The sequence below is a fragment of the Nocardia sp. NBC_01327 genome (assembly GCF_035958815.1).
Lineage (GTDB): Bacteria > Actinomycetota > Actinomycetes > Mycobacteriales > Mycobacteriaceae > Nocardia.
Window position 1 is genome coordinate 4,099,931 of sequence record NZ_CP108383.1, and the last position, 23,103, is coordinate 4,123,033.

At 64.5% G+C, this 23,103-nt stretch carries 24 protein-coding genes and 1 pseudogene; 14 read left to right on the plus strand and 11 right to left on the minus strand.

What is annotated here, in order from left to right:
- The first annotated feature begins 46 nt into the window (after positions 1 to 46).
- A complete protein-coding gene (locus tag OG326_RS18650) occupies positions 47 to 991 on the plus strand; it encodes a hypothetical protein (protein WP_327145917.1) in 945 nt (314 codons plus the stop codon).
- A gap of 62 nt (positions 992 to 1,053) precedes the next feature.
- Here OG326_RS18650 and OG326_RS18655 read toward each other — a convergent pair whose 3' ends face one another.
- Positions 1,054 to 1,818 (minus strand): SDR family oxidoreductase, encoded by a 765-nt coding sequence (locus OG326_RS18655; protein ID WP_327145918.1) that lies wholly within the window; start codon positions 1,816 to 1,818, stop codon positions 1,054 to 1,056.
- A gap of 462 nt (positions 1,819 to 2,280) precedes the next feature.
- Positions 2,281 to 2,583, minus strand: a pseudogene (locus OG326_RS18660) (Ltp family lipoprotein); the annotation flags it as partial.
- Positions 2,584 to 2,729: 146 nt separating this feature from the next.
- Between OG326_RS18660 and OG326_RS18665 the strand changes: the two are divergent.
- A protein-coding gene (locus tag OG326_RS18665; protein ID WP_327146491.1) for an IS3 family transposase occupies positions 2,730 to 4,144 on the plus strand; the annotation gives its coding sequence in 2 pieces (ribosomal slippage) (positions 2,730 to 3,096 and positions 3,096 to 4,144; 1,416 coding nt in all).
- Here the strand turns inward: OG326_RS18665 and OG326_RS18670 are convergent.
- Positions 4,141 to 4,371, minus strand: coding sequence for a hypothetical protein (locus tag OG326_RS18670; protein ID WP_327145919.1), 231 nt, complete (start codon positions 4,369 to 4,371; stop codon positions 4,141 to 4,143). The two genes, OG326_RS18665 and OG326_RS18670, sit on opposite strands and share 4 nt — an antisense overlap.
- 430 nt (positions 4,372 to 4,801) lie before the next feature.
- Between OG326_RS18670 and OG326_RS18675 the strand changes: the two genes are divergently transcribed.
- From OG326_RS18675 to OG326_RS18680, 3 genes are all read left to right on the plus strand, one after another.
- Complete coding sequence (locus OG326_RS18675) at positions 4,802 to 5,647, plus strand: alpha/beta fold hydrolase (protein WP_327145920.1); 846 nt, start codon at positions 4,802 to 4,804, stop codon at positions 5,645 to 5,647.
- A 386-nt stretch (positions 5,648 to 6,033) separates the two neighbouring features.
- On the plus strand, positions 6,034 to 6,312 hold the full coding sequence (locus OG326_RS43045; RefSeq protein WP_442790973.1) for a DUF7336 domain-containing protein: 279 nt from the start codon (positions 6,034 to 6,036) through the stop codon (positions 6,310 to 6,312).
- An 83-nt stretch (positions 6,313 to 6,395) separates the two neighbouring features.
- A complete protein-coding gene (locus tag OG326_RS18680) occupies positions 6,396 to 7,052 on the plus strand; it encodes a hypothetical protein (RefSeq protein ID WP_327145921.1) in 657 nt (218 codons plus the stop codon).
- A gap of 261 nt (positions 7,053 to 7,313) precedes the next feature.
- On the opposite strand, the gene OG326_RS18685 is transcribed toward OG326_RS18680, so the two are convergent.
- Positions 7,314 to 7,634, minus strand: a complete 321-nt coding sequence (locus tag OG326_RS18685) for a putative quinol monooxygenase (RefSeq protein ID WP_327145922.1) — start codon at positions 7,632 to 7,634, stop codon at positions 7,314 to 7,316.
- A 371-nt stretch (positions 7,635 to 8,005) separates the two neighbouring features.
- A complete protein-coding gene (locus tag OG326_RS18690) occupies positions 8,006 to 8,845 on the minus strand; it encodes a TY-Chap domain-containing protein (protein ID WP_327145923.1) in 840 nt (279 codons plus the stop codon).
- Between the two features lie 425 nt (positions 8,846 to 9,270).
- Between OG326_RS18690 and OG326_RS18695 the strand changes: the two genes are divergently transcribed.
- From OG326_RS18695 to OG326_RS18705, 3 genes are all read left to right on the plus strand, one after another.
- Positions 9,271 to 9,618 carry a hypothetical protein gene (locus OG326_RS18695; RefSeq protein ID WP_327145924.1) on the plus strand — a complete coding sequence of 116 codons (348 nt, stop codon included), beginning with the start codon at positions 9,271 to 9,273 and terminating at the stop codon, positions 9,616 to 9,618.
- Positions 9,619 to 9,975: 357 nt separating this feature from the next.
- Positions 9,976 to 10,587 (plus strand): TY-Chap domain-containing protein, encoded by a 612-nt coding sequence (locus OG326_RS18700; RefSeq protein WP_327145925.1) that lies wholly within the window; start codon positions 9,976 to 9,978, stop codon positions 10,585 to 10,587.
- A 109-nt stretch (positions 10,588 to 10,696) separates the two neighbouring features.
- Complete coding sequence (locus OG326_RS18705) at positions 10,697 to 11,317, plus strand: YxiG-like protein (protein ID WP_327145926.1); 621 nt, start codon at positions 10,697 to 10,699, stop codon at positions 11,315 to 11,317.
- A 212-nt stretch (positions 11,318 to 11,529) separates the two neighbouring features.
- On the opposite strand, the gene OG326_RS18710 is transcribed toward OG326_RS18705, so the two are convergent.
- A complete protein-coding gene (locus OG326_RS18710; protein WP_327145927.1) occupies positions 11,530 to 11,844 on the minus strand; it encodes a hypothetical protein in 315 nt (104 codons plus the stop codon).
- 242 nt (positions 11,845 to 12,086) lie between these two features.
- On the opposite strand from OG326_RS18710, the gene OG326_RS18715 reads away from it, so the two are divergent.
- Together OG326_RS18715 and OG326_RS18720 are read left to right on the plus strand one after the other, a co-directional pair.
- Positions 12,087 to 12,410: a transposase gene (locus OG326_RS18715; protein ID WP_327141148.1), complete on the plus strand. Its 324-nt coding sequence runs from the start codon at positions 12,087 to 12,089 to the stop codon at positions 12,408 to 12,410.
- Positions 12,410 to 13,309, plus strand: coding sequence for an IS3 family transposase (locus OG326_RS18720; RefSeq protein WP_327141149.1), 900 nt, complete (start codon positions 12,410 to 12,412; stop codon positions 13,307 to 13,309). Before OG326_RS18715 ends, OG326_RS18720 begins: the two co-directional genes overlap by 1 nt.
- A 74-nt stretch (positions 13,310 to 13,383) precedes the next feature.
- Here the strand turns inward: OG326_RS18720 and OG326_RS18725 are convergent, their stop codons facing one another.
- Complete coding sequence (locus OG326_RS18725) at positions 13,384 to 13,611, minus strand: hypothetical protein (protein ID WP_327145928.1); 228 nt, start codon at positions 13,609 to 13,611, stop codon at positions 13,384 to 13,386.
- 257 nt (positions 13,612 to 13,868) lie between these two features.
- Here OG326_RS18725 and OG326_RS18730 point away from each other — a divergent pair, with 257 nt between their 5' ends.
- The 3 genes from OG326_RS18730 (at position 13,869) to OG326_RS18740 (ending at position 15,648) form a co-directional block, all read left to right on the plus strand.
- Positions 13,869 to 14,210 (plus strand): hypothetical protein, encoded by a 342-nt coding sequence (locus tag OG326_RS18730; protein ID WP_327145929.1) that lies wholly within the window; start codon positions 13,869 to 13,871, stop codon positions 14,208 to 14,210.
- 271 nt (positions 14,211 to 14,481) lie between these two features.
- Positions 14,482 to 14,901 carry a hypothetical protein gene (locus OG326_RS18735; RefSeq protein WP_327145930.1) on the plus strand — a complete coding sequence of 140 codons (420 nt, stop codon included), beginning with the start codon at positions 14,482 to 14,484 and terminating at the stop codon, positions 14,899 to 14,901.
- Positions 14,902 to 15,183: 282 nt separating this feature from the next.
- A complete protein-coding gene (locus OG326_RS18740) occupies positions 15,184 to 15,648 on the plus strand; it encodes a hypothetical protein (protein ID WP_327145931.1) in 465 nt (154 codons plus the stop codon).
- A 1,146-nt stretch (positions 15,649 to 16,794) separates the two neighbouring features.
- Here the strand turns inward: OG326_RS18740 and OG326_RS18745 are convergent.
- Positions 16,795 to 17,079, minus strand: a complete 285-nt coding sequence (locus tag OG326_RS18745) for a hypothetical protein (RefSeq protein ID WP_327145932.1) — start codon at positions 17,077 to 17,079, stop codon at positions 16,795 to 16,797.
- 392 nt (positions 17,080 to 17,471) lie between these two features.
- Here OG326_RS18745 and OG326_RS18750 point away from each other — a divergent pair, with 392 nt between their 5' ends.
- Positions 17,472 to 18,656 carry a hypothetical protein gene (locus OG326_RS18750; RefSeq protein WP_327145933.1) on the plus strand — a complete coding sequence of 395 codons (1,185 nt, stop codon included), beginning with the start codon at positions 17,472 to 17,474 and terminating at the stop codon, positions 18,654 to 18,656.
- Between the two features lie 128 nt (positions 18,657 to 18,784).
- On the opposite strand, the gene OG326_RS18755 is transcribed toward OG326_RS18750, so the two are convergent.
- From OG326_RS18755 to OG326_RS18765, 3 genes are all read right to left on the minus strand, one after another.
- Positions 18,785 to 19,528, minus strand: a complete 744-nt coding sequence (locus tag OG326_RS18755) for a hypothetical protein (protein WP_327145934.1) — start codon at positions 19,526 to 19,528, stop codon at positions 18,785 to 18,787.
- Between the two features lie 17 nt (positions 19,529 to 19,545).
- Positions 19,546 to 20,310, minus strand: a complete 765-nt coding sequence (locus tag OG326_RS18760; RefSeq protein WP_327145935.1) for a hypothetical protein — start codon at positions 20,308 to 20,310, stop codon at positions 19,546 to 19,548.
- Positions 20,311 to 20,578: 268 nt separating this feature from the next.
- Entirely contained in the window at positions 20,579 to 23,098 is a 2,520-nt protein-coding gene (locus OG326_RS18765) for a glycoside hydrolase family 3 C-terminal domain-containing protein (RefSeq protein WP_327145936.1), read from the minus strand.
- Between the last annotated feature and the right edge of the window lie 5 nt (positions 23,099 to 23,103).

The window sequence follows — 23,103 nt, forward strand, 5'->3', positions numbered from 1 at the left end:
TGTTGCCGGGTCGGGAGGGTTCCGGCACACCGCGAAAGGTGAACACATGACGTATCCCCCCGGACCACCGTCCGGACCAGGGTTCGGAGGCGATCCGTACGGCCAGGGGCAGGGCCAGCCGCCGCAGGATCCGGCGTGGTGGGGTCAGCCGGTGCAACCCGCGCAGCCGCAGCCGGGCTGGCCGGGCGAACAGCCCGCATGGCAGCAGCCGCAGGCGCAGCCGGGGTGGCAGCAGCCGGTCGAGCAGCCGGGGTGGCAGCAGCAGCCGGGCTGGGGTGGGCAGCAGGGGTATCTGCAGCAGCCGGGATATCCGGCCGGGCCGCCGCCGCAGCCGCCGCGCCGCAATACCGGGCTGATCGTCGGCATCGTGCTCGCCGTGGTCGCGGTGCTCGCGATCGGAGTCGGCGCGATCGTCGTCGTCACCAGGAGCGACAACTCGAACAACCAGGCCGCCGCGACCTCGACGACCACCGTCGCACCGACCACCACCGACACCACGACCGCGCGGCCCACCACGACCACCAAGAGCGCGCCCGCGGGCGGCAAGTTCACCTACTCCGAATACGGGCAGGTCTGGAATTTCAAGCTCGGTGATGTGGCGCTGCAGGCGGATTGGGTCGAGGGGCACGACTACAACAGCTGCGCCCCGGTCGAGGTCAAGGGCAAACTCACCGGCCTGGGCTGCCAGTACGGCTCGGAGCTGGTGTGGAAGGCCGAGAACGGCGCGGTCATGCTCACCCAGTTCATTCTCACCATGAGCACCCCCGACAAGGCGTCGGCCGCATCGGGACAGTTCGACGACAAGGACATCAACCTGCCCGCCGGCAGCTACATCTCGAACTGGGAGACCGGTAAATGGCGTGACGGCAGTCAATCGCAATTCGTGGTGATCACCTTCGCGACCGCCACCGCCGACGTCGATGTCCCCACCGTGGAGAAGTACCTGAAGTACCGGCACAGCGATACACTCGCCGCGCTCGTGTGGCGCTGATCGGCCGCCGCACAGCCTACGTCCGCCCCGCGCTGAATCATGTTGCGGGGCGGACGTTTTTGTTAGATGCCGCCGGTGGCGAGCAGTCCGCCGTCCACGCGAATGGTGGTGCCGGTAATCCACGCGGACTCGCTCGAGGACAGGAACCCGATCAGCCCCGCCACATCCTCCGGTGAGCCGAGCCGCTTCATCGGGTACACCGCCGCGGCGGCCTCTTCGTCAGCCGAGTACAGCGCGTCCGCGAACTTGGTCTTGATGACGCCCGGCGCCACCGCATTCACCCGAATCTTCGGCCCGAGCTGCCAGGCCAGCTCCTCGGTCAGCCGGATCAGCGCCGCCTTGGACGCACCGTAGGCCGCGATCACCCCGGTGGACCGCAGCCCCGCGACGCTGGCGACATTCACCACCGCCCCGCCGTGCTCACCCATCCACGCCCTGTACGCCTCCTGCACATACCCCAGTGCCGCAACAACATTCACGTCGAAGATCTTGCGCACAGCATCGAGATCAGCCTCCATGAGCGACCCGTACACCGGATTGATCCCGGTATTGTTGATCAGCACATCCAGCGACCCGAACTGCGCCACCGCCGCGGCAACCTGCTCGGCCCGCGCCTCGGCTTCCCCCGAATTCCCCGCGACCGCCACCACCTTCCCCGCATACCCCAGCCCCCGCAGCTCCTCAGCCGCCTCCTCCAGCGGCCCCAGCTTCCGCGCCGTCACCACCACATTCGCCCCACGCCGCAACAGTTCCGACGCCACCGCGAACCCGATACCCCGGCTCGCCCCGGTGACCAGCGCGCTCTTGCCCAGCAGATCATCACTCATGTGATGGCACAGTACTTCAGTCATTTGACCTGTGCGGATTCGCCCCATAAAGGGGTTCATGCCGTCACTTTATACCGATCGTGCAGTCACAAGGAAGCACGAGTTCGGTGCAGTCACATGCGGATTCAGGCGGAAGCGGCGAGACCTCGGTAGATCAGGTGCAGGCTGCTTCTTGCCTCATCACACCTTGGAAAGGGGACTGGGATCGGGACGTTCCCCAGCCCAGACGGTATCGGGCCGTACATCTTTCGGCTATCGTGCGCTGGCCGATTCAGACAGCGCGGGTCGCGGCACTATCGCCGACTCCCGCTGACTGAAGCCAGACCGGTTTGGCCCGGGCACCCGACGTGAACGCTGTGGTGGTGATGAAATCCCCACGCGCCGCGCTCCCGCGAGCACTACGGCCGCCGCGCGTCGCAGTGCTCGCTTCTCGCCGACAGGGTCTACCGCCGAAAGAGAGTGTCAGTAGGAGGCATTGGCTCCGTATTCGGCCTGGGCGCGCGTAAAGCCGTCGTACACCAGCTGATCGATCAGTCCGGACCGGGAGAACGAGGTGTAGTCGAGGTACTGCTTGGCGCTCTTTGCCGCCTGCTCGTTCCAGTCCACATTCAGGCTGTCCACTGCGAACGTAGCGTCTGCGGTGGAGAAGTCCTCGTACTCGAGCTGGTGGATCAGACCGCTGCGGGAGAAGGCAGAGTAGTCGAGGTACTGCTGGGCAGACTGGATGGCGTTGTGCTGGCTGGAGGTGTCCTGCTTGGCCGGGGAGAATTCGACCGCGTGTGTCGATACCCTGCGTGTCAGGGTGAGGTGAGTCCACCGGCTCGGAGCCAATCGGAGATGCAGGGCGAGAGACGGATCGCTATTTCATGACCAGGACAAGAGCCGCGGTCGCCGAAGGCCACAATGGGCGGATGGGTTCTCCAGGGCCGCGTGGTGACGAGCCGAAGCGGCGGCGTGCGTTCAGCGCAGCGGACAAGTTGGCGTATCTGCAGGCCTACGAGCAGGCGATCGAACACGGCGACGGTGGCGGGTATCTGCGCCGAGAAGGGCTGTATTCCTCGCAGATCAGCGAGTGGCGCAAGCAGCGCGACGCGGGGGTCCTCTCCGGTAAGAAACCGGGTGAGAAGGTCGGTAAACTGACCGCTGAGCAAGCCGAAATCGCACGTCTGACAGCGGAATTAGCGCGTGCCAACAAACGTCTCGTCACTACCGAGGCCGCCCTGGACATCATGGGAAAAGCACACGCTCTCTTGGAATCTCTCTCCGAGAGAGCGGATTCCGACGAGCAGCGCAGAAGGCGTTGACCACCGCGTACATGTCGTTGACCGATGCCGGAGCCGGTACTCGGCGTGCGGCGGTATTGACGGGACTGGTGCGTTCCACCGCGAACCGCCGCCGTAAGGCCGCCGCGGCACCGAGTTCGGGTGTACCGCAACCGGTTTCAGATCCGGTGAACAAGCTCTCCGAGTTCGAGCGACGCGCGATCCTGGAGAAACTGGGCAGTGCCGGGTTCGTCGATCTGGCGCCGTTGCAGGTCTTCGCCCAGCTCCTGGACGAGGGCACCTACCTGTGTTCGGTGTCCACGATGTATCGGGTGTTAGGGGAAAACAAGCAGGTCAAGGAGCGGCGCCGGTTGGCGCGGCATCCGGCCAAGGTGTGTCCGGAGTTGGTCGCCACCGCACCGAGGCAGGTGTATTCGTGGGACATCACCAAGCTCGCCGGCCCGGTCAAGGGACAGTATTTCGATGCCTACGTGATGATCGACATCTACTCCCGTTACATCGTCGGGGTCCATGTTCACAATCATGAATCCGGTGTTCTGGCAACGGAATTGATGAAAGAGATCTTCGGGGTCCACGGGATTCCGCAGGTAGTGCACGCCGATCGGGGCACGTCGATGACGTCCAAATCGGTCGCCGCTCTGCTCGCCGATCTCGAGGTCACCCGCTCGCATTCACGGCCACGGGTATCCAATGACAACCCCTTTTCGGAGGCGCTGTTCAAGACTCTGAAATACGGTCCAGAGTTCCCCGAACGTTTCCGATCACTCACCGAGGCACGACAATTCATGGATTCCTTCGCCGGGTGGTACAACCACCAACACCGCCACACCGGCATCGGTTTACACACCCCCGCCGACGTTCACTACGGGCTGGCCACCGACAAGGCCGCCGCCCGCCAAGCCGTGCTCGCCCAGGCCCGCGCCCGCCACCCACACCGCTTCGGCACCACCACGGCACCGAAGATCCTTGACCTACCCGAGACCGTCTGGATCAACCGACCAGCCGACGACGCCACCCAGGAGGCCGACACGACAGCCGCTTAACACCCGTTGGACTCATCCACCTTGAAAAATTCCGATACCGCGATATCCGGATGAGTGACGTCGGCCGCTGCCGGACCGCCGTTCCATGCGGGTGCAGCCAGGGCGAGAGCCAGTACCGGGGTGCCGACCAGCCACACCCATTTCTTCTGCTTCTTCGGCGCGTCCGCGGCCGGCAGGTAGCTGGGCTGTGGGGTGGGGAACGGCTCGACGCGGGTGGGTGTGTTCACGGGTGTCCATTCGTCAGGTGATGGGTGGAGCATCGTGCAGTGGTGCCATCTGCTGACGTCAGAGTGTTGTTAGCCGGTCAGGTGCGGTGAGTGCCGGTCAGGCACGGGATGTCGGTCGGATGGCAGTTCATGTCCCCTGAGCGTCTACGGGACCGCGTCGGCGCGGACTCGGCGCAACACACCGCTCGGCCGACCGGGCGGCCTGCGTATGTACTCAGAACCGAACGGCCGGTTGATCTTTCGCCGTGCGGCGCTGCCCGAACTGCGGAGCGCGCTGTGCGGCATGACCGGATACTTTCGTTAACCATAGTCAGCGCTTGGGGTGGGCACTCCCTGTGCAAACGCTCCAGCCGGGGAATGGCTGGGGCAGAGGGCGGCCGCGAAGCTAGAGTGGCCCTGGCGATATCAACCTTCCTGGGGGGAGCGAATAATGGTGGGTACGACCGGTTTTCTCGATGTGCCTGGTGCCCGTCTGCGCTACGAGGTTCGCGGCGACGGCCCGCCGCTGGTCCTGTTGCACGGCAACACGGGTGACGGCGACGTGTTCCAGTTCGTCGCCGCTGCGCTCGCGCAGCGCTACACGGTCATCACCTACGACGCGCGCGGCAACTCGCGCAGCGCACTGACCATCGACAACCCCGGCCCGCAACCGGTGCGCGAACGCGCGGACGACGCGCTCGCGATCATCGACGCGCTCACCGATGAGCCGCCGTGCGTGTTCGGCAATAGCGGCGGTGCTATCACCGCGCTCGACCTGCTCAGCCGGTATCCGGACCGGGTGCGCCTGGTCATCGCGCACGAGCCGCCGATGTTCACCGTCCTGCCCGACGCCGCCGACCACGCGGCCTTCTTCGCCGACGTCCACGCCACGTTTCTGCGCGAGGGCACCGACTCCGCGTTCCAGAAGTTCGGCGCGGGTACCGGCGTACCAGCACAGAACCGGTCGGCCGAGCCGACGCAACTGCCGCCCGCTATCGGCGAGATGCGCGCCCGCATGCACGCCAACCTGCCGTTCTTTCTTGGCAACGAAATGCTTGACGTGGTCGGCTACGGGCCGGACGTGCCCGCGCTCGCCACGTCGGCCGACCGATTGATCTTCGGCATCGGTGCGGACTCGCGTGCCTTCCGGCCCGCGCTGCCCGCCCTGGAGTTCGCGCCGACGATCAACGCTGAACTCGTCGAGTTTCCCGGTGACCACGCCGGCTACCTCGGCTCGGCCGAGCCGTTCGTGACCACACTGCTGAATGTTCTCGCGGCCCGCTCGATCACGCAGTAACGGATCAGCGGCTTGCGACAGAACGGCCCCACAGGTCAGAGAAGCGCGCGTTCAACTGAATTCGCGCTTCTCGGCAATTCAGTACGTTGGAATGAGCGGTGCTTGCCGGTTGTGCTGTCGCAGCGCTGAGTCGGGCGGCTCCCGGCCGGACCACCCTGACCGCCGGTAAACGCCGGACTCCTCTGCACGCGCCGCTGCTGCGTACCGACGGCCCGTATGCCGAGCTGACAGTACTGCCCGTGGCCGTCGGCTTCCGTGTCTCACTCGACGCCGACGTCCCATGACTTCTGTGCCAGTGCGGATGTTCTTGGCTCGCGGCCCGTTTCGCCACCAACTGACGGATCAGAGGCCCATGTCTTCCAACGTGCGGTATAGGCTCCGGCGTCGTGGACGTCTATCTACTGCGGCACATCCATCACGCGCGCCCGTCGGACGGTGCTCCGATTCGACACGTCGATAACGATGGGGACCTCATCTGGGACGAGGAGGGGGGAGACGACGTCAAACTCTTGGGGGCCTACTCAACCGAGCAACGCGCAAACGAACGAATTCGCAAAGCGCGGAACCTCCCGGGCTTCCGAGACGAACCTGACTGTTTTCACATCGACAGATGCGAAGTCGACAGGGACGAGTGGGCCTCGGGCTACTTCACATATCACTACTAGCCAACGCTGCTTCGGGAGATGGACGCACGCCACTTGGAAGTATGGGGCGTTGGGTCGGCGTGGGATGCGGAATGGAGGCGGAGATGCGGCCATCGCGTAGATCGTCCGGTGAGCCGTTCGAGATCGGGTCCGATGCACCCGATCGTGGGATCACGCTGAGGCTGGAGGCACTCGACGAAGCCTTCGGCTCGGTTCGGCCACCCGCGGCGATCGACTGCTGCGCGGACTGTGGGAAGACACAAGACTACGCACCTCTCCTCACACTCCCGCGTCACCAGCTGACCGGAATCGAACTGGGTAAGTACACCTTCCGTGCACTCAACACCGTCGGTTCCGCAGCTGATCTGCACTACTTGACCGGGCGGATTCTGCAACTGCTGCACAGCCATGACAGCCGCATGCCCGACATCGAAGTGTTCTACGACAAACTCCGCCGGGCGGGTTGGCAATCATGGCCACAGGCACAGGCCATCGCTGCCGTCTTCGATGCGCTCTGGCATGATCTGCTGACCCGCGACCCTTCGTACGAGTGCGCGGACACCCTGGTGTGCGCATTGGGTTTGGCCGAGGACACGATTGCGCCCCGGCTGTCGCGCTGGGCCAAACTCGACTGCAAGGTCGCAGCCCGCCGCCTGCACGGGTTCGTCACTCGGGACTGCCGACAGAAGGATGGACTTCTGGTCCCGCGCAACGCCTTCTGGAATCGATCATCACCGACCTACCGTGAACTGGTCACCTGACTGAACGAGGGACCAGCGCTGCGCGCGGTCACCGCGGCCTTCGACCGTAACGATGACCCCGACGTGCTCGAGGTCATCGCGGATATCCACGGACTCCTTGTGACGGTCGGCCACAGAATCGACGAGCCCAACAACATCACATAGTCGGCAGTTGCGTGCGTTCGAATGGCCGAGATGATCTCTGCCCGTTGATTTTCCGACAAGCAGTGTTGCCGGTTCGCTCAGCGCGCAACGCGGCAGAGGAGTGCATTGCCGGCCGCGCTACCGGCCATACCCCTGGGTGTGGACGGCGAGACCGTAGGAACCAGTCGGGGGTGCTGCCAGGAGTGAAACCATCCGCTGCGATACAGCCTTGACCGGCTCACTGTGGGTGGTTGTGTCGTGCGCCGCCTTGTCGGTCCACAGCTGCGTGACCCACAGGGCATCTGGCTCGTCGAGCGACGCATTGATGCTGTAGGAGATCAGTCCGTTTGTCTCCCCGCCAGCCCGGACCGCCTCGTTGATCAGCTCGATGACAATGTCACGCTGCCCCGGCTGCACCGAGATACGTGCATAGACGCTGAACATGTCGGTATCGGCCACTGGATTCCCCTCCGCCTGCTGTCGATCTTCCAATAGATCACTCTAATGCGCTGACGCGCAGTGACTTCGAGGCAATCAGCGACCGCCCAAGCCGTTGCCCGCCGTCATCGTGGCCGATACAGACAGCGCGCAACGCGGCAATGTAGTGCGTTCTAAACGGCCGGTATTCGGTCAGAATCCGTCGAGGCCGAGGACTTTCGCACGGTACACGAGCGCGTCCATCGCCCAGTGAATGCCTGGTCTCGCCTCTGTCCCCCGCAGCGTCAAGCACCCGCCTTTACCGCCCGATCCGACGACCTTCTTGCAGCGAGTGCGGAACGACGCCCGCTGGCGATCATCAGCTTTGTCGCTGTCGATCGGTCTGCACGCGATCATCGGGGCCGGCGTGTCAGGCCGAGCTCCGCATCGAGGTAGGCGAGGGTCGGGTCATCGGTTTGAGCTTCTGCGGTGAAGGTCAGGTCTCGTGGGTCGGCCACGTCGAACACGTCACGCAGGGTAGCGACCGTACGTGGCACGAGTCCGCGCAGCCTGAAATCGCTCCAGGTTCGTACAGGTTCGGAGTTCCACATCGGGTATTCCTCGCCCACGCCTTCGATCGGTTCCCATTCCCAGCCGAGTTCGCCCATCTGCTGCCGCAACTGGGTGCGATCGCGGTGTGTGGCGGGTCCCACCAGAGTGACATTGTGGATGCGGAACTGGTTGGCGAACTCGACGGTGGTGTATTCGGGATCGGTGTTGGGACCGTGCAAACTCAGGATCCCGCCATACGGCAAGGTGTTGATCGCCCATTCCAGCCGTTCGGCGAAATCGTCCCAGCTCGTGGGGGTTTGGCCAGCATTGCGGTGTGTTGGGCGATCCGGAGCCACCGCGGTCAGTTTCTGGGATAGGCAATGCAGGGCATCCTCGGGTCCGGCGAAGTTCGAGACGCTGTAGCGCAATCGTTGTGGGCAGGCGCCCCAGCCGTCGCGGAAGATCTCCACAAGAGCGGCAGCCACCTCCTCACGAAACCTGTCGGCAACCGTCCACGCCGTCGAGACCTGGCACACCGCCGTGTCGCCCGGGTCCTCGAAGACCGAGGACGGCCCCCACATCGGTCGGTGATCTGCACGAATCACCTCCCCGGTAGTCAGAATCAACGTCCCGACATTGGTCGTGCGATGTGTCCGGAGGATATCGACCAACCGCTGCCTAGCTTCCGGCTCGTCCGGCAACGCAACCATGACCTCGACACCGCCGGTGTCGCAGAACAACACTCGATAGCCGGTCTCGACATCGCGGATCTGGAGCAGTGCACCCTCGTGCTCGCCTGGAGGGTACGGATACAGATACTGCGGCAATTCCTCGAGCAACTGCACCCAATTGTGGTCGACCACGTTTCCCCATCACTATTCCTGGACCGAAACTCGTTCCAGGACAACATAACGACGCCCACCGACATCGCAGCCTTACGCTCATCGGCAAGAGCGTACGTCTGGTCGGCTCCAGATCCCCTCCGCCCCTAACGCTTACGAGGAGCCACGCTGGCCGACTCGGTCAGCGGCACACACCAGTCCAGGATGTCGCTGCGCGCTCCGTCGATAGAGGGTTCCTGTCCTACACTGCCACTTGAATAGCCGACCCACTCTAAGATCATCCGGTGAAGCTCGGGGGAACCACCTGGCAAGACCTGTCGTTGTCGACGAGACTCGCGCTGCGAGTCTGTGGCGCTGCGGTTATCGCCGTCATCACGGGTTCGATCGCCTTTGCAGCAATTCCGGATTCCAGGGTACGTATGGCAGATGCCCGGGTAGGCGAGTGCATCGACATCGCGGATAAGCTTGTCGTACCGTGTTCGGACTCTCGCACCTTGTACCAGGTCACCGCCGTACTCGGCCCAGGTCAGGATTCGAAATGCCCAGCGCTGGACACCATTGCCCTCGGTAAGGTTGCGTCGTTCGAGGAAACCGATAACAAGACTCTGTGTTTGGCAATGGTCATCCGCTAGGCCGTCGTCGCTTCCCGCTGGGCCAGCACGTACGGCTGTGCCATCACGCTGTAATCGACTGCCGCACACCGTCAGCGGGCCCGCTGCCAGCCGAGATGATCGTTGCCCACCCACCTTCGGGTCTGCCGCGTGATAGTTTCGGTACCGCACGGTAATCGGTGCGGGTTCAAGCGGTCATCAGGAAGCGCTGTCGGCCAGCCAGTTTGGACGGCCGACCAACGCCCGGGTCGCGTCATGTCAGTACGTATCTTTTGCGGTCTGCGCCCGCGAACGAAGGCCAGTTGATCTTGGGGCTGAGGCGATCACGATCTGGCGATAACATCGCCGAAGTGATGTGAGATCGAGGATTGGTGTCGGATGGACCGGAGTCGGAAAGACAGCGATACGGCGTCCGCCGTAGATGCTGTATGGGAATGGTTTTCCGCAGCGTTGGCCTGGTCGCTGTTCACGCTGCCAGAGCAAGGCATTCGTATCTTGTCGACAGACTGCGGATATGTACAGTTCTTGCGTACTCGCACCATCTTGCAGTGCGAGGTTTCGTCCAACCACATGCTGGGCGTGCAACGGATTTCTGCCGATGGCGAGGCTCTGCTCGCCGCTGACGGCTGGGAGTTGCCCGGGGCCGACAGCAACTGGGTCCTGGAAATCCGGAGTCCTGGCGAGTACACGATCTACGAACACACTGCCGCTTCTATCGTGTCGGCCTTGCGTGACGTCCTCGAGCTGTCACTCCCTTTCGAGTTGGAGACCAAGGGATGGATCACCGACTGGTGGGACACAACCGACCCGGAATATCGATACGCGATCAGAGGTGTCGGACTGCTGTCTGGTTTCTGGCCGAGCGATCGCTCCGCTTCCGAGCTCCTTCGATTCGTCGAGGCAGGATGGGCGGAGCTGGCTGAGAGTAAACGACCTGGGACGTACTGGCGTATCGCCGAGGGCGGTGTGCGGTACCCGGTTGATCGCTAGCACAAGATTGAGCACAGACCGCCTATCGACGTCGTCCCGGTCCTAACCCAGCCTCGCCCTCAATTCGGCAGTACGGTGCGTTCCGCCGGCCTCGGATGAGCACGGCCAGTTGATCTTCCGCGAGCGCGCGGTGGCCGGTTCGATCAGCTCGGTCAGCGGCATGAGCGCGTGTCGAGTGCATCGTTGCGACTTCCCGATCATGGTGCCGCAGAATGACTTCGTGGACGCTGTAGAGATCGCTCAGGCCCTGGATGAGGTATTCGATCAGGGCATCGTGTACCACGGCTTCGCTGACTACATGCGTGACTACGACATCTTCATCTACGCGACTGCTGATCCCCGGACCGGTATCAAGCCGGAGTATCTGCGGTACCGCTTCAAATACTGTGTTCGTGCCACAGCGACGACAGCATTGCCAGTTGAGGTCTGGGCGCGCTCACTCGACGATCGACTCACAAACTATGAAACTGGTGGTGACATGGACGGGTACGTCTGGGGAGTCTGCTGGCAAGAGCTGTATCCGGGCGCGAAACTCCAACTCGATTCTGACGAGGCCCAGGCCTGGTCGGCGCACCTCGACCGCCCCTTCTACGAGGCGAAGATCGAGACCAACGGTCACAATCTTTCGCTGATCTTTGCCGACCTCGAGGTCGAGCCCGTCGAGGCGGGAGTGACACCGTTCGTGATACCGCGTGAAGGTGGTCCGGATTTCAAGTTCCCAATTCCGTAGCACAGCGTCGCCCGACGCTGGCTTCTGCGAGTTCACGCCCCGCATGGATTCGTACGAAAATCGGCATTATGGTGCGTCAACGGAGCCGGGTTGGTCTCTGTCCGTTGATCTTCCTGCAAGCCGCGTGGCCGGTTCGAACCGCGCGCCACGCGGCAAAGAGGACGTTCCTTCCGACCGTGGGGCCGGAGGTCCTGCAAGTATCGCGTCGGCGATCACAGGGGAAGGTCACCCACGATGCGTGCACCGCTGTCGAAGGTGAGAGTCAGTACCTCATCCTTCGTCTGTGCACTGGCTAGTCGGCATCGCAACAAACCTAGGACTGGGCCTGCCGTGCGGGGGTCGTCCTCGGTTCGGACAGCCCATTCCTTGCCCTCGGCGTCGATGAATTGGAAATCGTTGAGATCCAGATGGGGATCGCCTGCAGCGCGCGGGACCGGGTCGAAGAGAACGATGCGCACCCAGCCGCTCCAGACCCATACCTGCTCAACTTCTAGGCCGGACAATCCCGCGTACCAATCTGCAACCACGATCGGCAGCGTACTGGCGACCAGTACTTTCCGTGGGCCGAGATGCTCTCGATTCGTTGACCTTCGGCGGCAGGCGGTCAGGCCTATGTCGGTCCGCCCGCGTCGCGGCAATACAGGATGCGCGCGAACTCGGGCAGCGAGCGCCTCGGACAATGGCCAGAACCTTGTCGTCACGTGAGGCTCCCCCCGATCGGTGGACACCTGATTAGCAGGACGACAAGTCCTGTTGAAAGGATGTCCCTATGCCTCCTCGCAAGCGTCGGTCGTTCACGACCGAGTACAAAGTCGAGGCCGCGCACCGGGTAATCGACACCGGGCGCACGATCGCCGAAGTCGCCCGCGAGCTCGGAGTGGGTGAGCCAGTGCTGGGCGGCTGGGTCAAAGACGAACGCCGCCGCCTGGCGGCCGCCGAGGTCCATGGCGAGGCGCCGTTGAGCCCTGCTGAGCGAGCCGAGTTGCTCGCTTTGCGCAGGCGAGTCTCGGAGCAGGACAAGGACATTGCGTTCCTGAAAAAAGCTTCGGCGTACTTCGCGGCGATGCAGCAGAACCGGCCCGGTTCGAGCTGATGGCCGCGGAGTGCGCCGCCCCGCAGATCACCGGCGCTCGGACCGATATCACCCGCATGGCACGCCTGTTGAGCGTATCGACCTCGGGTTTCTATGCCTGGTGCCAACGCGCGGCGGCCACCGTCCTGACTGATCGGCAGCAACGCCGCGCTGATCTGACGGTGAAAATCCAAGTCGTTCACACCGATTCCGACGGCACCTATGGTGCGCCGCGCATCACCGCTGAGCTGCGTGAGCAGGGTGATCGGGTGTCGGAGAAGACGGTCGCGGCGATCATGGCCGAGATCGGATTGGCCGGGATCAGCCCGCGCACCTTCAAAATCCGCACCACCATCACCGATCCCGCCGCGTCGTTCCCGCCGGATCTGGTGGATCGCGACTTCGACCGGGGCCGCCTCGATGCGGTGTGGACCTCGGATATCACGTATCTGACCTGCGGTGAAGGCGACATGTACTTGTGCGCGATCCGCGATGAGCACTCCAGAAAGGTGCTCGGCTGGACAGTGGCCGAGCACATGCGCACCGAAATGGTCACCGACGCTGTCGAATTGGCTGTCGCCACTCGCGGCGGTTCGTGTGCGGGCACGATTCTTCACTCGGACAGGGGCGCCCAATACACGGCGGGCGCCATGGCCGCCGTTTGCTCGCGTCACGGGCTGCGCAGGTCGATGGGTGCGACCGGAATATGCTGGGACAACGCCGGCGCGGAGAGCCTGTGGTCGACGTTCAAGCACGAGTACTACTACCGGCACACTTTCACCACGAAGTCGGAACTCGTTGCTGCAGTTGACAAATGGATGAATCGGTACAACACTCGGCGACGCCATTCCGCGATCGGAATGCTCAGCCCCGACCGCTATGAGCGGTCACTCCACGCGGCCGATTCCTCGGCCGCATAGAACCCCCGTCCACCATTTGGGGGGAACCTCAACGTGCCACGCGAGCGCGAACCTGCTCGGAGAGCCGTCCAGGCTCAGGCCAAGGCTCGGCGGGCATCCGCGTAGGCAGCCGTCCCGATCGTTGTGTAGTCCATCGCGTAGCTCCACATCGCGAACAGCTGTTGATCCTCGCGTTCATATGTTTTCCCGAAGCCGTTGTCCAGGACCTCATTCCAGCCCAAGCCTTGGCCGTAGTGAGCAAATAGGCAGGCGTTGCGTTCTGCGGCCGCGGCTTCGGACTCGGCAGGCGTCTGAAAGATCACCTCATGCAGCTCCGCGTACCAGTACGTCAGGAGGATCCGACCGGCAGGGACCCGAAGGCAGAGAACGAACGAGTCCGGGGGACCTCGGCTTCTTCGGTCCACCACTCGAAATCGCCGGGGTCGGTCAGTTCGTCAGGTGTAGTTAATAGATCGATCAGGCGTAGCTCATGCGTCACGGCGAAACGCACCCCCCGGCTCTATGTTTCGCTCCGGAATGTCGCCTGGTAGCCGAGTCGAGCCGGTACTCGTCGAAGGTAGTGCGGGATCTGCGCTACGACGGCGATCTCACCATCGCCATTCAGGGCCGTCGCTTCTCGTACGCGAAGGTGGTGTTCCGCGCACCCGTAGGGTTCCGGGTACTGAACGAAACAGACGTCACCGAATACTGGAATACCTACAGCCAACCTCACGGCTGGTTGTGGGAAGTCCTTCGAGGTGGCTGGCTCGAGATGGAGCGTCAGCGCCCTAGGTTTTGGCGGGGTGAGCAGGCTGGTCTTCGCGAATACTTCCTCGTGGACGAAGACTGCATCAATGTGCTCGCCTGGGAACCGCCTGAAATCATCGATCTCGGAACAGACCCCACGAGGGCCATGGATTAGTACAGAGCCGAATCCGCGGGCCTCGAATCGGCCTGGCCCGTTGATATTCCGCTACGCCGCTGGCCAGTTCGATCAGCGAGGTACACGGCGTGAGCGGATATCGCTATTGGCCGTTCCGATCCAGTACGGAGGTCTATCTGCAGCACCGGCCGCAGACGGGATAGACAGAGCGCATCTAAGATCTGCTCCATGACGTCACGAAGGTCGTATGCCTCGTAGGTCCCCGCGCGTGGTACGCGCCACCCTGACTGGTCGTTCAGGTTGCCCCTCAGTGAGCACGTTGCTGATCAGCGCCTGCCCCGGACCACCGATTTGCAGTGCCGTACATGCGTACCTCTTTGTTGATGGCGTCGACTTCATCACCCGCAGCAACAGCGGCGCGGTCGGCGGCCACCTGAGCCAGCTACTCAGGCCGGGAGGACCGCTCTATCCGACTGGGCAAGCCCGGACCGTACAGGTAACTGAGCAGGATGAAGCGTCCAGCGGCTCCTCGGGAGTCGAGGTCCGGGTCAAACTCCGAGGCCAGACTGTCATCTGGAGCGATCTGATGTACCCCGGCGCCGACGACCGGGTAGTTGAGGAAGTTCGCTTCGACCTGAGCCAGTACCTAGCTGAGATCGAGCGAGGCTACTGGCAGAGCCTGCGGCAATCAGATGCGGCTTCCGGTCCGCTTCACGTGGACCGCGGGTGACGACCTGCCCGTCCACGGCACGGTCGATTCGCCGTCGCGCTTCGGTGTAGGCCGCGGCTACATCATCGGCTGCCGCTGCCACGGCAATTTCCAAGGCCGCACACCGGCCTGGCAAGATCGTTCGGAGCCGGAGCGAATGTGTTTGTCCGGTGGGGAGATTCGATGGGTGGGAGCTCAATGATGCGATTTGTTCTTGCGTTGGTCGGTGCTGCGGCTACGGTCGCCGCCGTGACCAGTTGCGGCACCACAACCTCGGGGACGGCCAGCCCTGCGCCTACCAGTGTGACGACCAGTTCGCCCACAACGACCGCTGATCGCGCGGCGGGCCTGGGGCCGGCGTCCAAGACTGCCTGTTCTACTTTTCTGGCCGAAAGCCAGTCCGACAAAGAGGATCTGCTGCGTCAGATCGCCGGCGAGAACCCCGGCTGGCACAGCTCGAGTGTTGGCGAACTGGGCGTCACCTGGGCGGAAATGAATTGCAAGGACAAAGGAACCCAGGCAATCGGGGTCGCCTTGGACGTCAATCCCTCGACCGAAGTGCATGCCACCAACGTCGCGGACATGACCTGTCACGACTTCCTGGCCAAAGACACAGACGACGACACCGGCATCGCGCTCATGCAGGAGCTGTCGAAGGAGAAACCTGGCATCGGCGCCGTCGGCCCGTTCGGCACGCTGGTCATGGTCCGCATCGAATGCAAGAAGCCCGGCGCGGACAACAAACCCTTGTCCGCAGTAGCCAAATAGGCGTCCCAGTCGTCGCCGACACGTCGCGGAGTCGGTGTGGTCGCTTTCCAGCCTCGTCTCGACCGACCTCATCGACAATGGTGGTAGCACCGGGTGTCGAGCACAGTCTCCTTGGAGTGGTCAGCGCCGTGACCGTCGATGATGGGCACATGTCCCGTCGACACCGTCACGGCCGCCGCCATTGCCCTCCACAAGACGCTGCGCGCGAAATACGGCACGTGCCATCGTTGATCCGCGAAAACTGCTACACCGGAAGGACATTCGTGAAGTCCCCGGCGCGTTGGGCCTTGTTCGGTTTGGGAGTGCCGGTGCTGGTCGCCGTCGCCGTGGCGGTCGGTCTGCTCATCAGCGGGGTCCACGATCTGACGCACACTGCTACCTGTGGCGGCGCTGTGATGGCTCCGATCGATGGATGCGAGGTGCTGCACGGCCACGTTCGCGGCGATCACGACGTGCACCTCTACTGGCCAGGCGGGCTGATGAAGGGGATGTCTCACAGCGTCCCCGGGGACCTGCAGAGCCAGGCGCAGATGCAGAGCCATGCTCGCAGCGATGGGCGCGTCGAGGTTTTCACCGGGTCCGCGATACTCGTCGCCCTCGCTTATGTGCCGGTTCGATGGACCATCCGTCGGTGGCGGCGACCGCATTCAAGGGGGAATCGCGGTCTCTGATCGTGCGCGCGGGATCCGGAGAATCCCGGCAGAATCGATCGGCAGCCGAGGAGATACGCCCGGCCCAATGATGACGATTCTGTCGAGCACCCGATAGTGGAATTGATCGCCGGAATGGGCGGGATCGGCAACCCGAATCCGCTGTGCCGCTGATTGTCCGGACGAATCAGCAGTACCGCAAGCAGGGAGAAGTTAGGGCATGTTCCTGATTGCGGGCCTGCTCAGATCTTCCTAGGGTCGAGGGCATGTCGATTCGGATGAAACAGCTCGTAGTTGTCGCAGCCATTGCGATCGGGTTTGTCGCACCAGCGGGTTCGGCTGTGGCGCAACCGGTTTCCATCGACTCGGTGTCCGCGCCGGTACCTGTGGCGGGGTCCTCATCGGCGGATGTGTTCTGTGCCGTCATCCAGTTTCTGAAGGGTGGCTGGGCGGGCCGGGCGACCGACTGCTCGTTCTGACGGCATAGGTTTTCCGCTTAACCGACGGGGTGGTAACCGCCGGAGCCGGCGCCCTGCAGCAAGCTCTGGCCCGAGCCGGAATTGCCGATGGTGTTCCACAGGTTGGACCACACGCTGCCGGGTCCGATGAGGGCCTGCACCGAGCCGGTGGTCAGCAGGTTGTTGCCGAGTGCCGAACCGGAGTCGGCGGCGATCGTTTCGGCCGCTTCCGGCGAAGCGCCTGGTGCGGCCTGCGCAATGCCCGTCGCGAGCAGGAGTGGGACGGCGATCGCGGCGGCCGTGAGGACGATCCGGTGTTTCATCAGGGCGTGCCTTTCTGTTGGGGTGCCGATACTACGAAGTCCCCCAACATATGAAACGCCCATATTTCCTTTGGCCGTGCTTGCGGGGTCGCCGAGTATCGGGTGTGGTTCCCGGCGAGTAGTCGGAACGAAAGGTTCGCTCCGAAGGAGTCGATTCGATACTGGCACAGTAACTTTCACGGCAACGGGCAAAGTTCGGCATATGCCGCATCGGTAATCCGCTTCCGGCTCGCGCGGTGTCAGTTGCGGGCACACTATGACCCGTGAACGCACGTCACCGCTTGGATCTGCGGTCTGCGCGCATATCGAGTGGCGGGGATATAGCCGGTTGGCCCGCGGTCGACATCCGCAGGCTCCGACGCCGCGATCGCATGTGGTGCGGTGTGCCGGTCGTGAAGGTGATTCGGTCGATCGTGACGCCCGGCGTGGAGGAGGTCCGGGCTTGGCTCGCGGACTGGGCCGTCGCCTACCCGGACGATCCCTGGGTGCGGTTGCTGTGTGTCGAGCGCGGGCGCACCGGCCGTCCGGCGCCGGGGCGAGAGGCCGCGTTCCTGCTGGCGCTTGTCGCGGGCTCGGAGGAAAGCTGTCCGCCGGACGACGCGCTGGATCCCGCCGGACTCGACTTGGGCGGGTTGCCATTCCGGCTCACCCTGGGCCGGGACTGGGCGCAGTTCAGTCATTCGCACGCACCGGGTGACGGTTTCGCGGCATGGTATTTCCTCGGAATGCTGCTCGCGCCCGGCGATCGGCAAGGCATTCGCTCCGGTCAGATGACCGGCGCGCCACTGGCCCGCGGACTGCTGCGGGTATTCGGCCCGCCCGGATCGCGACTGCCGCACGCGATCGCGATCCAGCGAGAACTCAGGCACCTGCGAGCCTCCAGCGCCCGGCCTGCGGTCGAACGCGCCGCCCGCTCGCCTTCCTTCGCGGTGGTGACTGCGGTCAGTTCCGATTCGTTCACCCAGCGGGTCCGCGTGTTTCGAGCGGCGCGTGGCTCGGCGGCGTCGGTGATGTCGATCATGACGATGCGGGCGCTGCTGCTGTGCCGCCATCACGGGCTCACCGTGGACGGCTCGGTCGCGTTCATGGTCGACCTGCGGCGATATCTGCTGGCCGACGCGTCGGTCGACGGCAATTTCAGCTGGTCGAAGTCGGTCCCGGTCCCGGATTCGGACACGCCGACCCAGCTGAGCGCCCGAATCGGCGGCATCCTCGACAGCGGGCTGCCCCTGCTGATCTTCGGTGATGCCTTGCGGCACTACACAATTCTGCGTCCCGGCCGGTCACCGGCGAGGCAGCACGGAGACCGCACCGTCCGCTTGATGATCTCGTACGCGACCAAGTGGGCAAACGCGCCACAGCCCGCCGGCTCGGCGTCACCGCGGATCACCGTGTCGATCGCACCGCCGGGCCCGAACTTCGTGGGCTTCAACGTGGTCGAAGCCTATGGGTGCATCCACGTATCGATGAACTGGTGCACGGCGACCCTCGACAGGGCGGTCGCCGAGCGGATCGCTGCCGAATTCGTCGCCGAACCGGGCGCCGGACCGATCGACGAATCGATCTGGGAGCGCTGACGGGCCGGGTGAACCGATCCGGCGGCGACATCGCAGTCCCGCCGTTTCCGGCGCACGTCTGTCATCCATCCGGCTCGGCGGCAGGATGGATGACAGAGTTACGCAGTAGTCAAGTGCTGCAAACTGATTCAGCCGTGTGATGAGCCTCCCGATGAGCCGGTCTTGAATCCGTTCGCCGAACCGCTGGGGAGGCGGAGATTGGCGTCGGGTACGCCGGTGCCGTCGGCATCGAGGGTGACCTTCGGTGCGTAGGCGCTCTGGCCCGGGGCGGCCTGGAGGGTGGTGACGTATTTCCACAGGCCGTCGGCGGCCGCGGCGCCGCCGAGGGCCAGGGTGCCGAGCACGCCGCCGGCGGCAGCGAAGGCGCCGATCGCGGCGGGCACGGTGGCCAGGCATGCCGGGCCGACGACCAGGCAGGAGCCGAGGCCGACCACACCTCCGACGACCGCGCCCAGGAGCAGGCCGACTACGGTGCCGACGGCCGGTCCGGTGAGCATTCGGCTGGAGAACTCGTTCATGGCCAGTTGGTTCTCCATGGGTGATGCCACCGGCTGCAGGTCGGTGCCCGGCCGCAGCGTCAGGGTGTGGCCGTCGTCGGTGATCTGCTGCTGAATCGAATGCAGTGCGCCGTCGAGCTGATAGGTCATCGGTACGCTGACCCGCTGCTCGCCGCCCGCGTCTCGCACCAGTACCGATTGCGCATCCGGTGCGAGTGCGAAGGTTGCTTCGTCGAGCGTTGTCACGACGGCATTGTCGCGAATCGTGGCGTGGTAGCCGAGTGTCGTGTCCGGTTCCGCGCTTGCCGGGGTGGCGGCAACCGTTATCGCACCCGCCGCCACTGCGGCGGCGAAAGCTGTTGTGCGAAGGTTCATAACGATGCTCCTACGGCTCAGTTCGGGGCGTCGGTCGCGGCAGCATCTGGAATGCCGGGCTTGCCCTGCAGATTCGGTGCGTACCTACTGTGTCCCGGTGCGGTGTTGAGCGTGGTGACGTAGTCGAACAGGGCCGCGGCAGCTACCGGGCCACCGGCAACGACGAGCCCGGCCAATCCGCCCACGCCGCCGACCAAGGCCATGATCGGCAGTACGGCGACAACGCAGCCCAGACTCAGGACCACACAGGACGCACCGGCGAGCACTACCCCGACACCGACGCCGATCACCGCGCCGATGGCCGTGCCGACCAGGCTGCCGAGTGAGGTTCCGATACTGACCGCATTGATCAGGTCGTTCATGGCCAGCTGGTTTTCCAGCGGCGCCGCAACGGGTTTCAGGGCGGATCGGTCGAGTCCGCCCAGATCCGGGGTGAGTCGCAGGGTACGTCCCGCATCGGTGATCTGTGAGTGGAGGGGCAGCCCCTGACCGTCCAGGGTGAGGGCCAGCGGTAGTGCGTCGAGGACCTGGCCGGAGATATCGCGGACGGTGACCGAGCGCTGATCGTCGGCGAGCGCGAACACGCCGTTGTCGAGCGTGGCCACGACCGAGGTGTTGTCGAGGGTTGCGTGATAACTGACCGCGGGCGCGGTTGTACCGGGATCGGCCACCGCGGTGGCGGTGCCGACCACGCTCGCGGTCAGCACGGCCGCGGTGTACGAGGCGAGACGGATATTCATATGTTTCCTCATCAGGATGGTGCCGGTCGTGATCTCGGCCATATCCGAGCCGTCGAAGTTCCGGTTGCTCGCACGTAGCAGGTAGGCTCGAATCGATGCCGGAGAGCGCCGGCGGAGGCGAGATTTATTGCCCGCGTGCGATATTCGACTGCGCGAAGCGGCGAGGCGCCGGTCTTGCAGATTTTCGGTATGCCGAATAAGACCTGCGATGCCAGAATCGGTATGCAGGCAGTGTTCACCGGCCCGCCGAGTTCGAAAAGTTTCGGCGGGTTCGGGTTTCAGTGATTCAATTGGTCAGAAGTGCACGGTGTCAGGGGTGGGCCGATGTCACCTCCTCCTGATCGGTCGCGGTGACGCGAACGGTGGTGGACAGGCCTGGATCGGTACTGCTGTGCCCGGCGCGGATCAGGTATGGGCCTGGACGCGTGGACCATCGGCCCCGCGTCTCGTCCCATATCTGGAAAATTCGCTCGGCCAGCGGGATGTCGACCTCCACGGTCTCGCCGGGGTCGGCAGTGGCCGTGGCGAATCCCGCCAGCCGGCACGCCGGACGCGAATCGTCGGCGTCGACCGGCCCGGCATAGATCTGGACGATTTCGCGCCCGGGGCGGGAGCCGCTGTTGCGGAGGGTGACCCGAACCTCGCGCGCTGTCGCCACGATGTTCTCGTAGTGCCAATCGGTATAGCCGAGGCCGTGCCCGAACGGGTACGCCGGCCGCACGTCGAGGCGCTGCCAGGCGGGATATCCGATGAAAATGCCTTCGTCGTAAGGCAATACACCGTCGGTGGGGGTGACCAGGGATACCGGTGCGTCTGCCAGGCGAACGGGCCAGGTGGTGGGCAGCCGGCCGCCGGGCTCTGCGCGTCCGAGTAGGACATCGGCGAGTGCGGCGCCGCCCTCCTGTCCAGGGAACCAGCTGACCAGGATCGCGGATACTTCTTCACGCCAAGGCATTTCGACCGGCGACCCGGAGTTCACCACGACCACGGTGCGTGGATTCGCGGCGGCGACCCGCGCGATCAGCTCGTCCTGACGGCCGGGCAATCGCAGATTCTCCCGGTCGGAACCCTCACTCTCCTGCGCGGTCGTGGTAGCGACCACCACCACGGCCACCTCGGCGGCGGCCGCGGCCGTTACCGCCTCGGCGATCAGGGTGTCGTCGTCGAGCCGCGGTTCCTGAACGGCCAGCGTGAAACTCACCCCCTGGATCGGTCCGAGCGCCGCTTTGGGCGTGGCATTGAGCAGGCTGATCGTGACCGGGCGACCAGCCTCCAGCTCCGCCGAGCCGTGCGGGGTCGGCGGAGCGGTCAGCGCCTCGAAAGGATCGGCGTGCTCGGGGGTTTCCTGCATGCCGTCGAAGAGCACCCGGTCGCCGACCGTGAGCCGGAAGCGGCCGAGGCCGCCGATGCCGAACACGTGCGGCCCGGTCTCCTGCGGGGTGAAGGTGCCGGTGAATTCCACCGAGGCCAGGGCATGGAAGTCCGCCTCTGCGGGCAGGGCGGTATCGGTCCACCGCACCCGTGCGAGCGTCAGCGGTTGCTCGGCGAGCACCGCGCCGTCCTCCGCACGCAGGACCGCGTGCAGATCGAAACCTGTTGCCGCCAAGTCGAATCCCTCGTTGGGATCCGCCCCGACGGCATAGGTGAGTGCCACATTTGTGGGCAGGGCGGCCCACAGCCCCTCCAATGGGGACACGATACGGGCGGGGAAGACGGTGGCGGAGCCGCCGCCCAGCACCCGCGCATCACGTGCCGCCCGCCCGATCAGGGCGATACTGCCGACGGCCTCCGGATCCAGCGGCAGCACCCGGTCCTGGTTGCGAAGCAATACCATTGCGCGCGCGGCGATCTCGTGCGCCGTCGCGATTCCATCGGGCGGAACCGGTCGCGCCGACTCGGGCACCGCCGGCGCGACATCGGCGAGCAGTCCCAGGCGAGCCGCCAGCAGCAGCACTCGTCGCACGGCATCGTCGACGGTCGATTCGGCGACCTCACCCGCCCGCACCGCGGCAGCCAGTGCCGGCCCGAAGATCGTGAGCGGACCCGGCATGGCGATATCGAGCCCACCCTCGATGGCGCGCACGGTATCGCGGGCGGCGAGCCAGTCCGAGACGACCGCACCGTCGTATCCCCATTCCCGTCGCAGCACCTGGACCTGTAGGTGGTGATGCTCGGTCATGGTGGTGCCGTTGACCGAGTTGTACGCCGACATCAGCGCCCACGGCCGGGCGGTGGCGATGATCTCCTCGAACGGCGCGAGATACAACTCCCGCAGTGCGCGCGGCCCGACCTGGTTGTTCACTGTGAACCGCTGCGTCTCAGCGTCATTGGCGACAAAATGCTTGATGGTGGCGGCGACCCCCTGCTCCTGCACCCCGTTCACATACCCGGCGCCGATCCGCGCGGTCAGCAGCGGATCTTCGGAGTAGGCCTCGAAATGCCTGCCGCCCAGGGGCGATCGGTGCAGATTGACGGTCGGTGCGAGCAGGACGTGCACGCCCTTGCGGTGCGCCTCCTGCGCCAGCACCTGCCCGGCCCGGTGCGCGAGTTCGGGATCCCAGGTGGCGGCCAGAGCGGTAGGGCTCGGCAGGGTCAGCGAGGGATCGTCCGCACCCCAGCCGACACCGCGCACCCCGACCGGACCGTCCGACATGACCAGTGACCGCAGCCCGATCTTCGGCAGAGCGGGCAGGGACCACAGATCCTGTCCCGACAGCAATACCGTCTTGTCCTCCAGATCCAATGCGGCAAGCAGTGATTCGATGATCGGTGCGTATTCCGCGCCCCGCTGTTCGGTGATGGGTGGGATGAAATTTGGATGTCTGGACATGGAAT

Excerpts from the sequence above, each read along its gene's own strand:
- OG326_RS18680 (WP_327145921.1), top strand. The coding sequence starts at position 6,396 with ATGCGGCCATCGCGTAGATCGTCCGGTGAGCCGTTCGAGATCGGGTCC.
- OG326_RS18715 (WP_327141148.1), top strand. The coding sequence starts at position 12,087 with ATGCCTCCTCGCAAGCGTCGGTCGTTCACGACCGAGTACAAAGTCGAG.
- OG326_RS18650 (WP_327145917.1), top strand. The coding sequence starts at position 47 with ATGACGTATCCCCCCGGACCACCGTCCGGACCAGGGTTCGGAGGCGAT.
- OG326_RS18755 (WP_327145934.1), bottom strand. The coding sequence starts at position 19,528 with ATGAACCTTCGCACAACAGCTTTCGCCGCCGCAGTGGCGGCGGGTGCG.
- OG326_RS18745 (WP_327145932.1), bottom strand. The coding sequence starts at position 17,079 with ATGAAACACCGGATCGTCCTCACGGCCGCCGCGATCGCCGTCCCACTC.
- OG326_RS18720 (WP_327141149.1), top strand. The coding sequence starts at position 12,410 with ATGGCCGCGGAGTGCGCCGCCCCGCAGATCACCGGCGCTCGGACCGAT.
- OG326_RS18675 (WP_327145920.1), top strand. The coding sequence starts at position 4,802 with ATGGTGGGTACGACCGGTTTTCTCGATGTGCCTGGTGCCCGTCTGCGC.
- OG326_RS18700 (WP_327145925.1), top strand. The coding sequence starts at position 9,976 with ATGGACCGGAGTCGGAAAGACAGCGATACGGCGTCCGCCGTAGATGCT.
- OG326_RS18765 (WP_327145936.1), bottom strand. The coding sequence starts at position 23,098 with ATGTCCAGACATCCAAATTTCATCCCACCCATCACCGAACAGCGGGGC.
- OG326_RS18760 (WP_327145935.1), bottom strand. The coding sequence starts at position 20,310 with ATGGCCGAGATCACGACCGGCACCATCCTGATGAGGAAACATATGAAT.
- OG326_RS18655 (WP_327145918.1), bottom strand. The coding sequence starts at position 1,818 with ATGAGTGATGATCTGCTGGGCAAGAGCGCGCTGGTCACCGGGGCGAGC.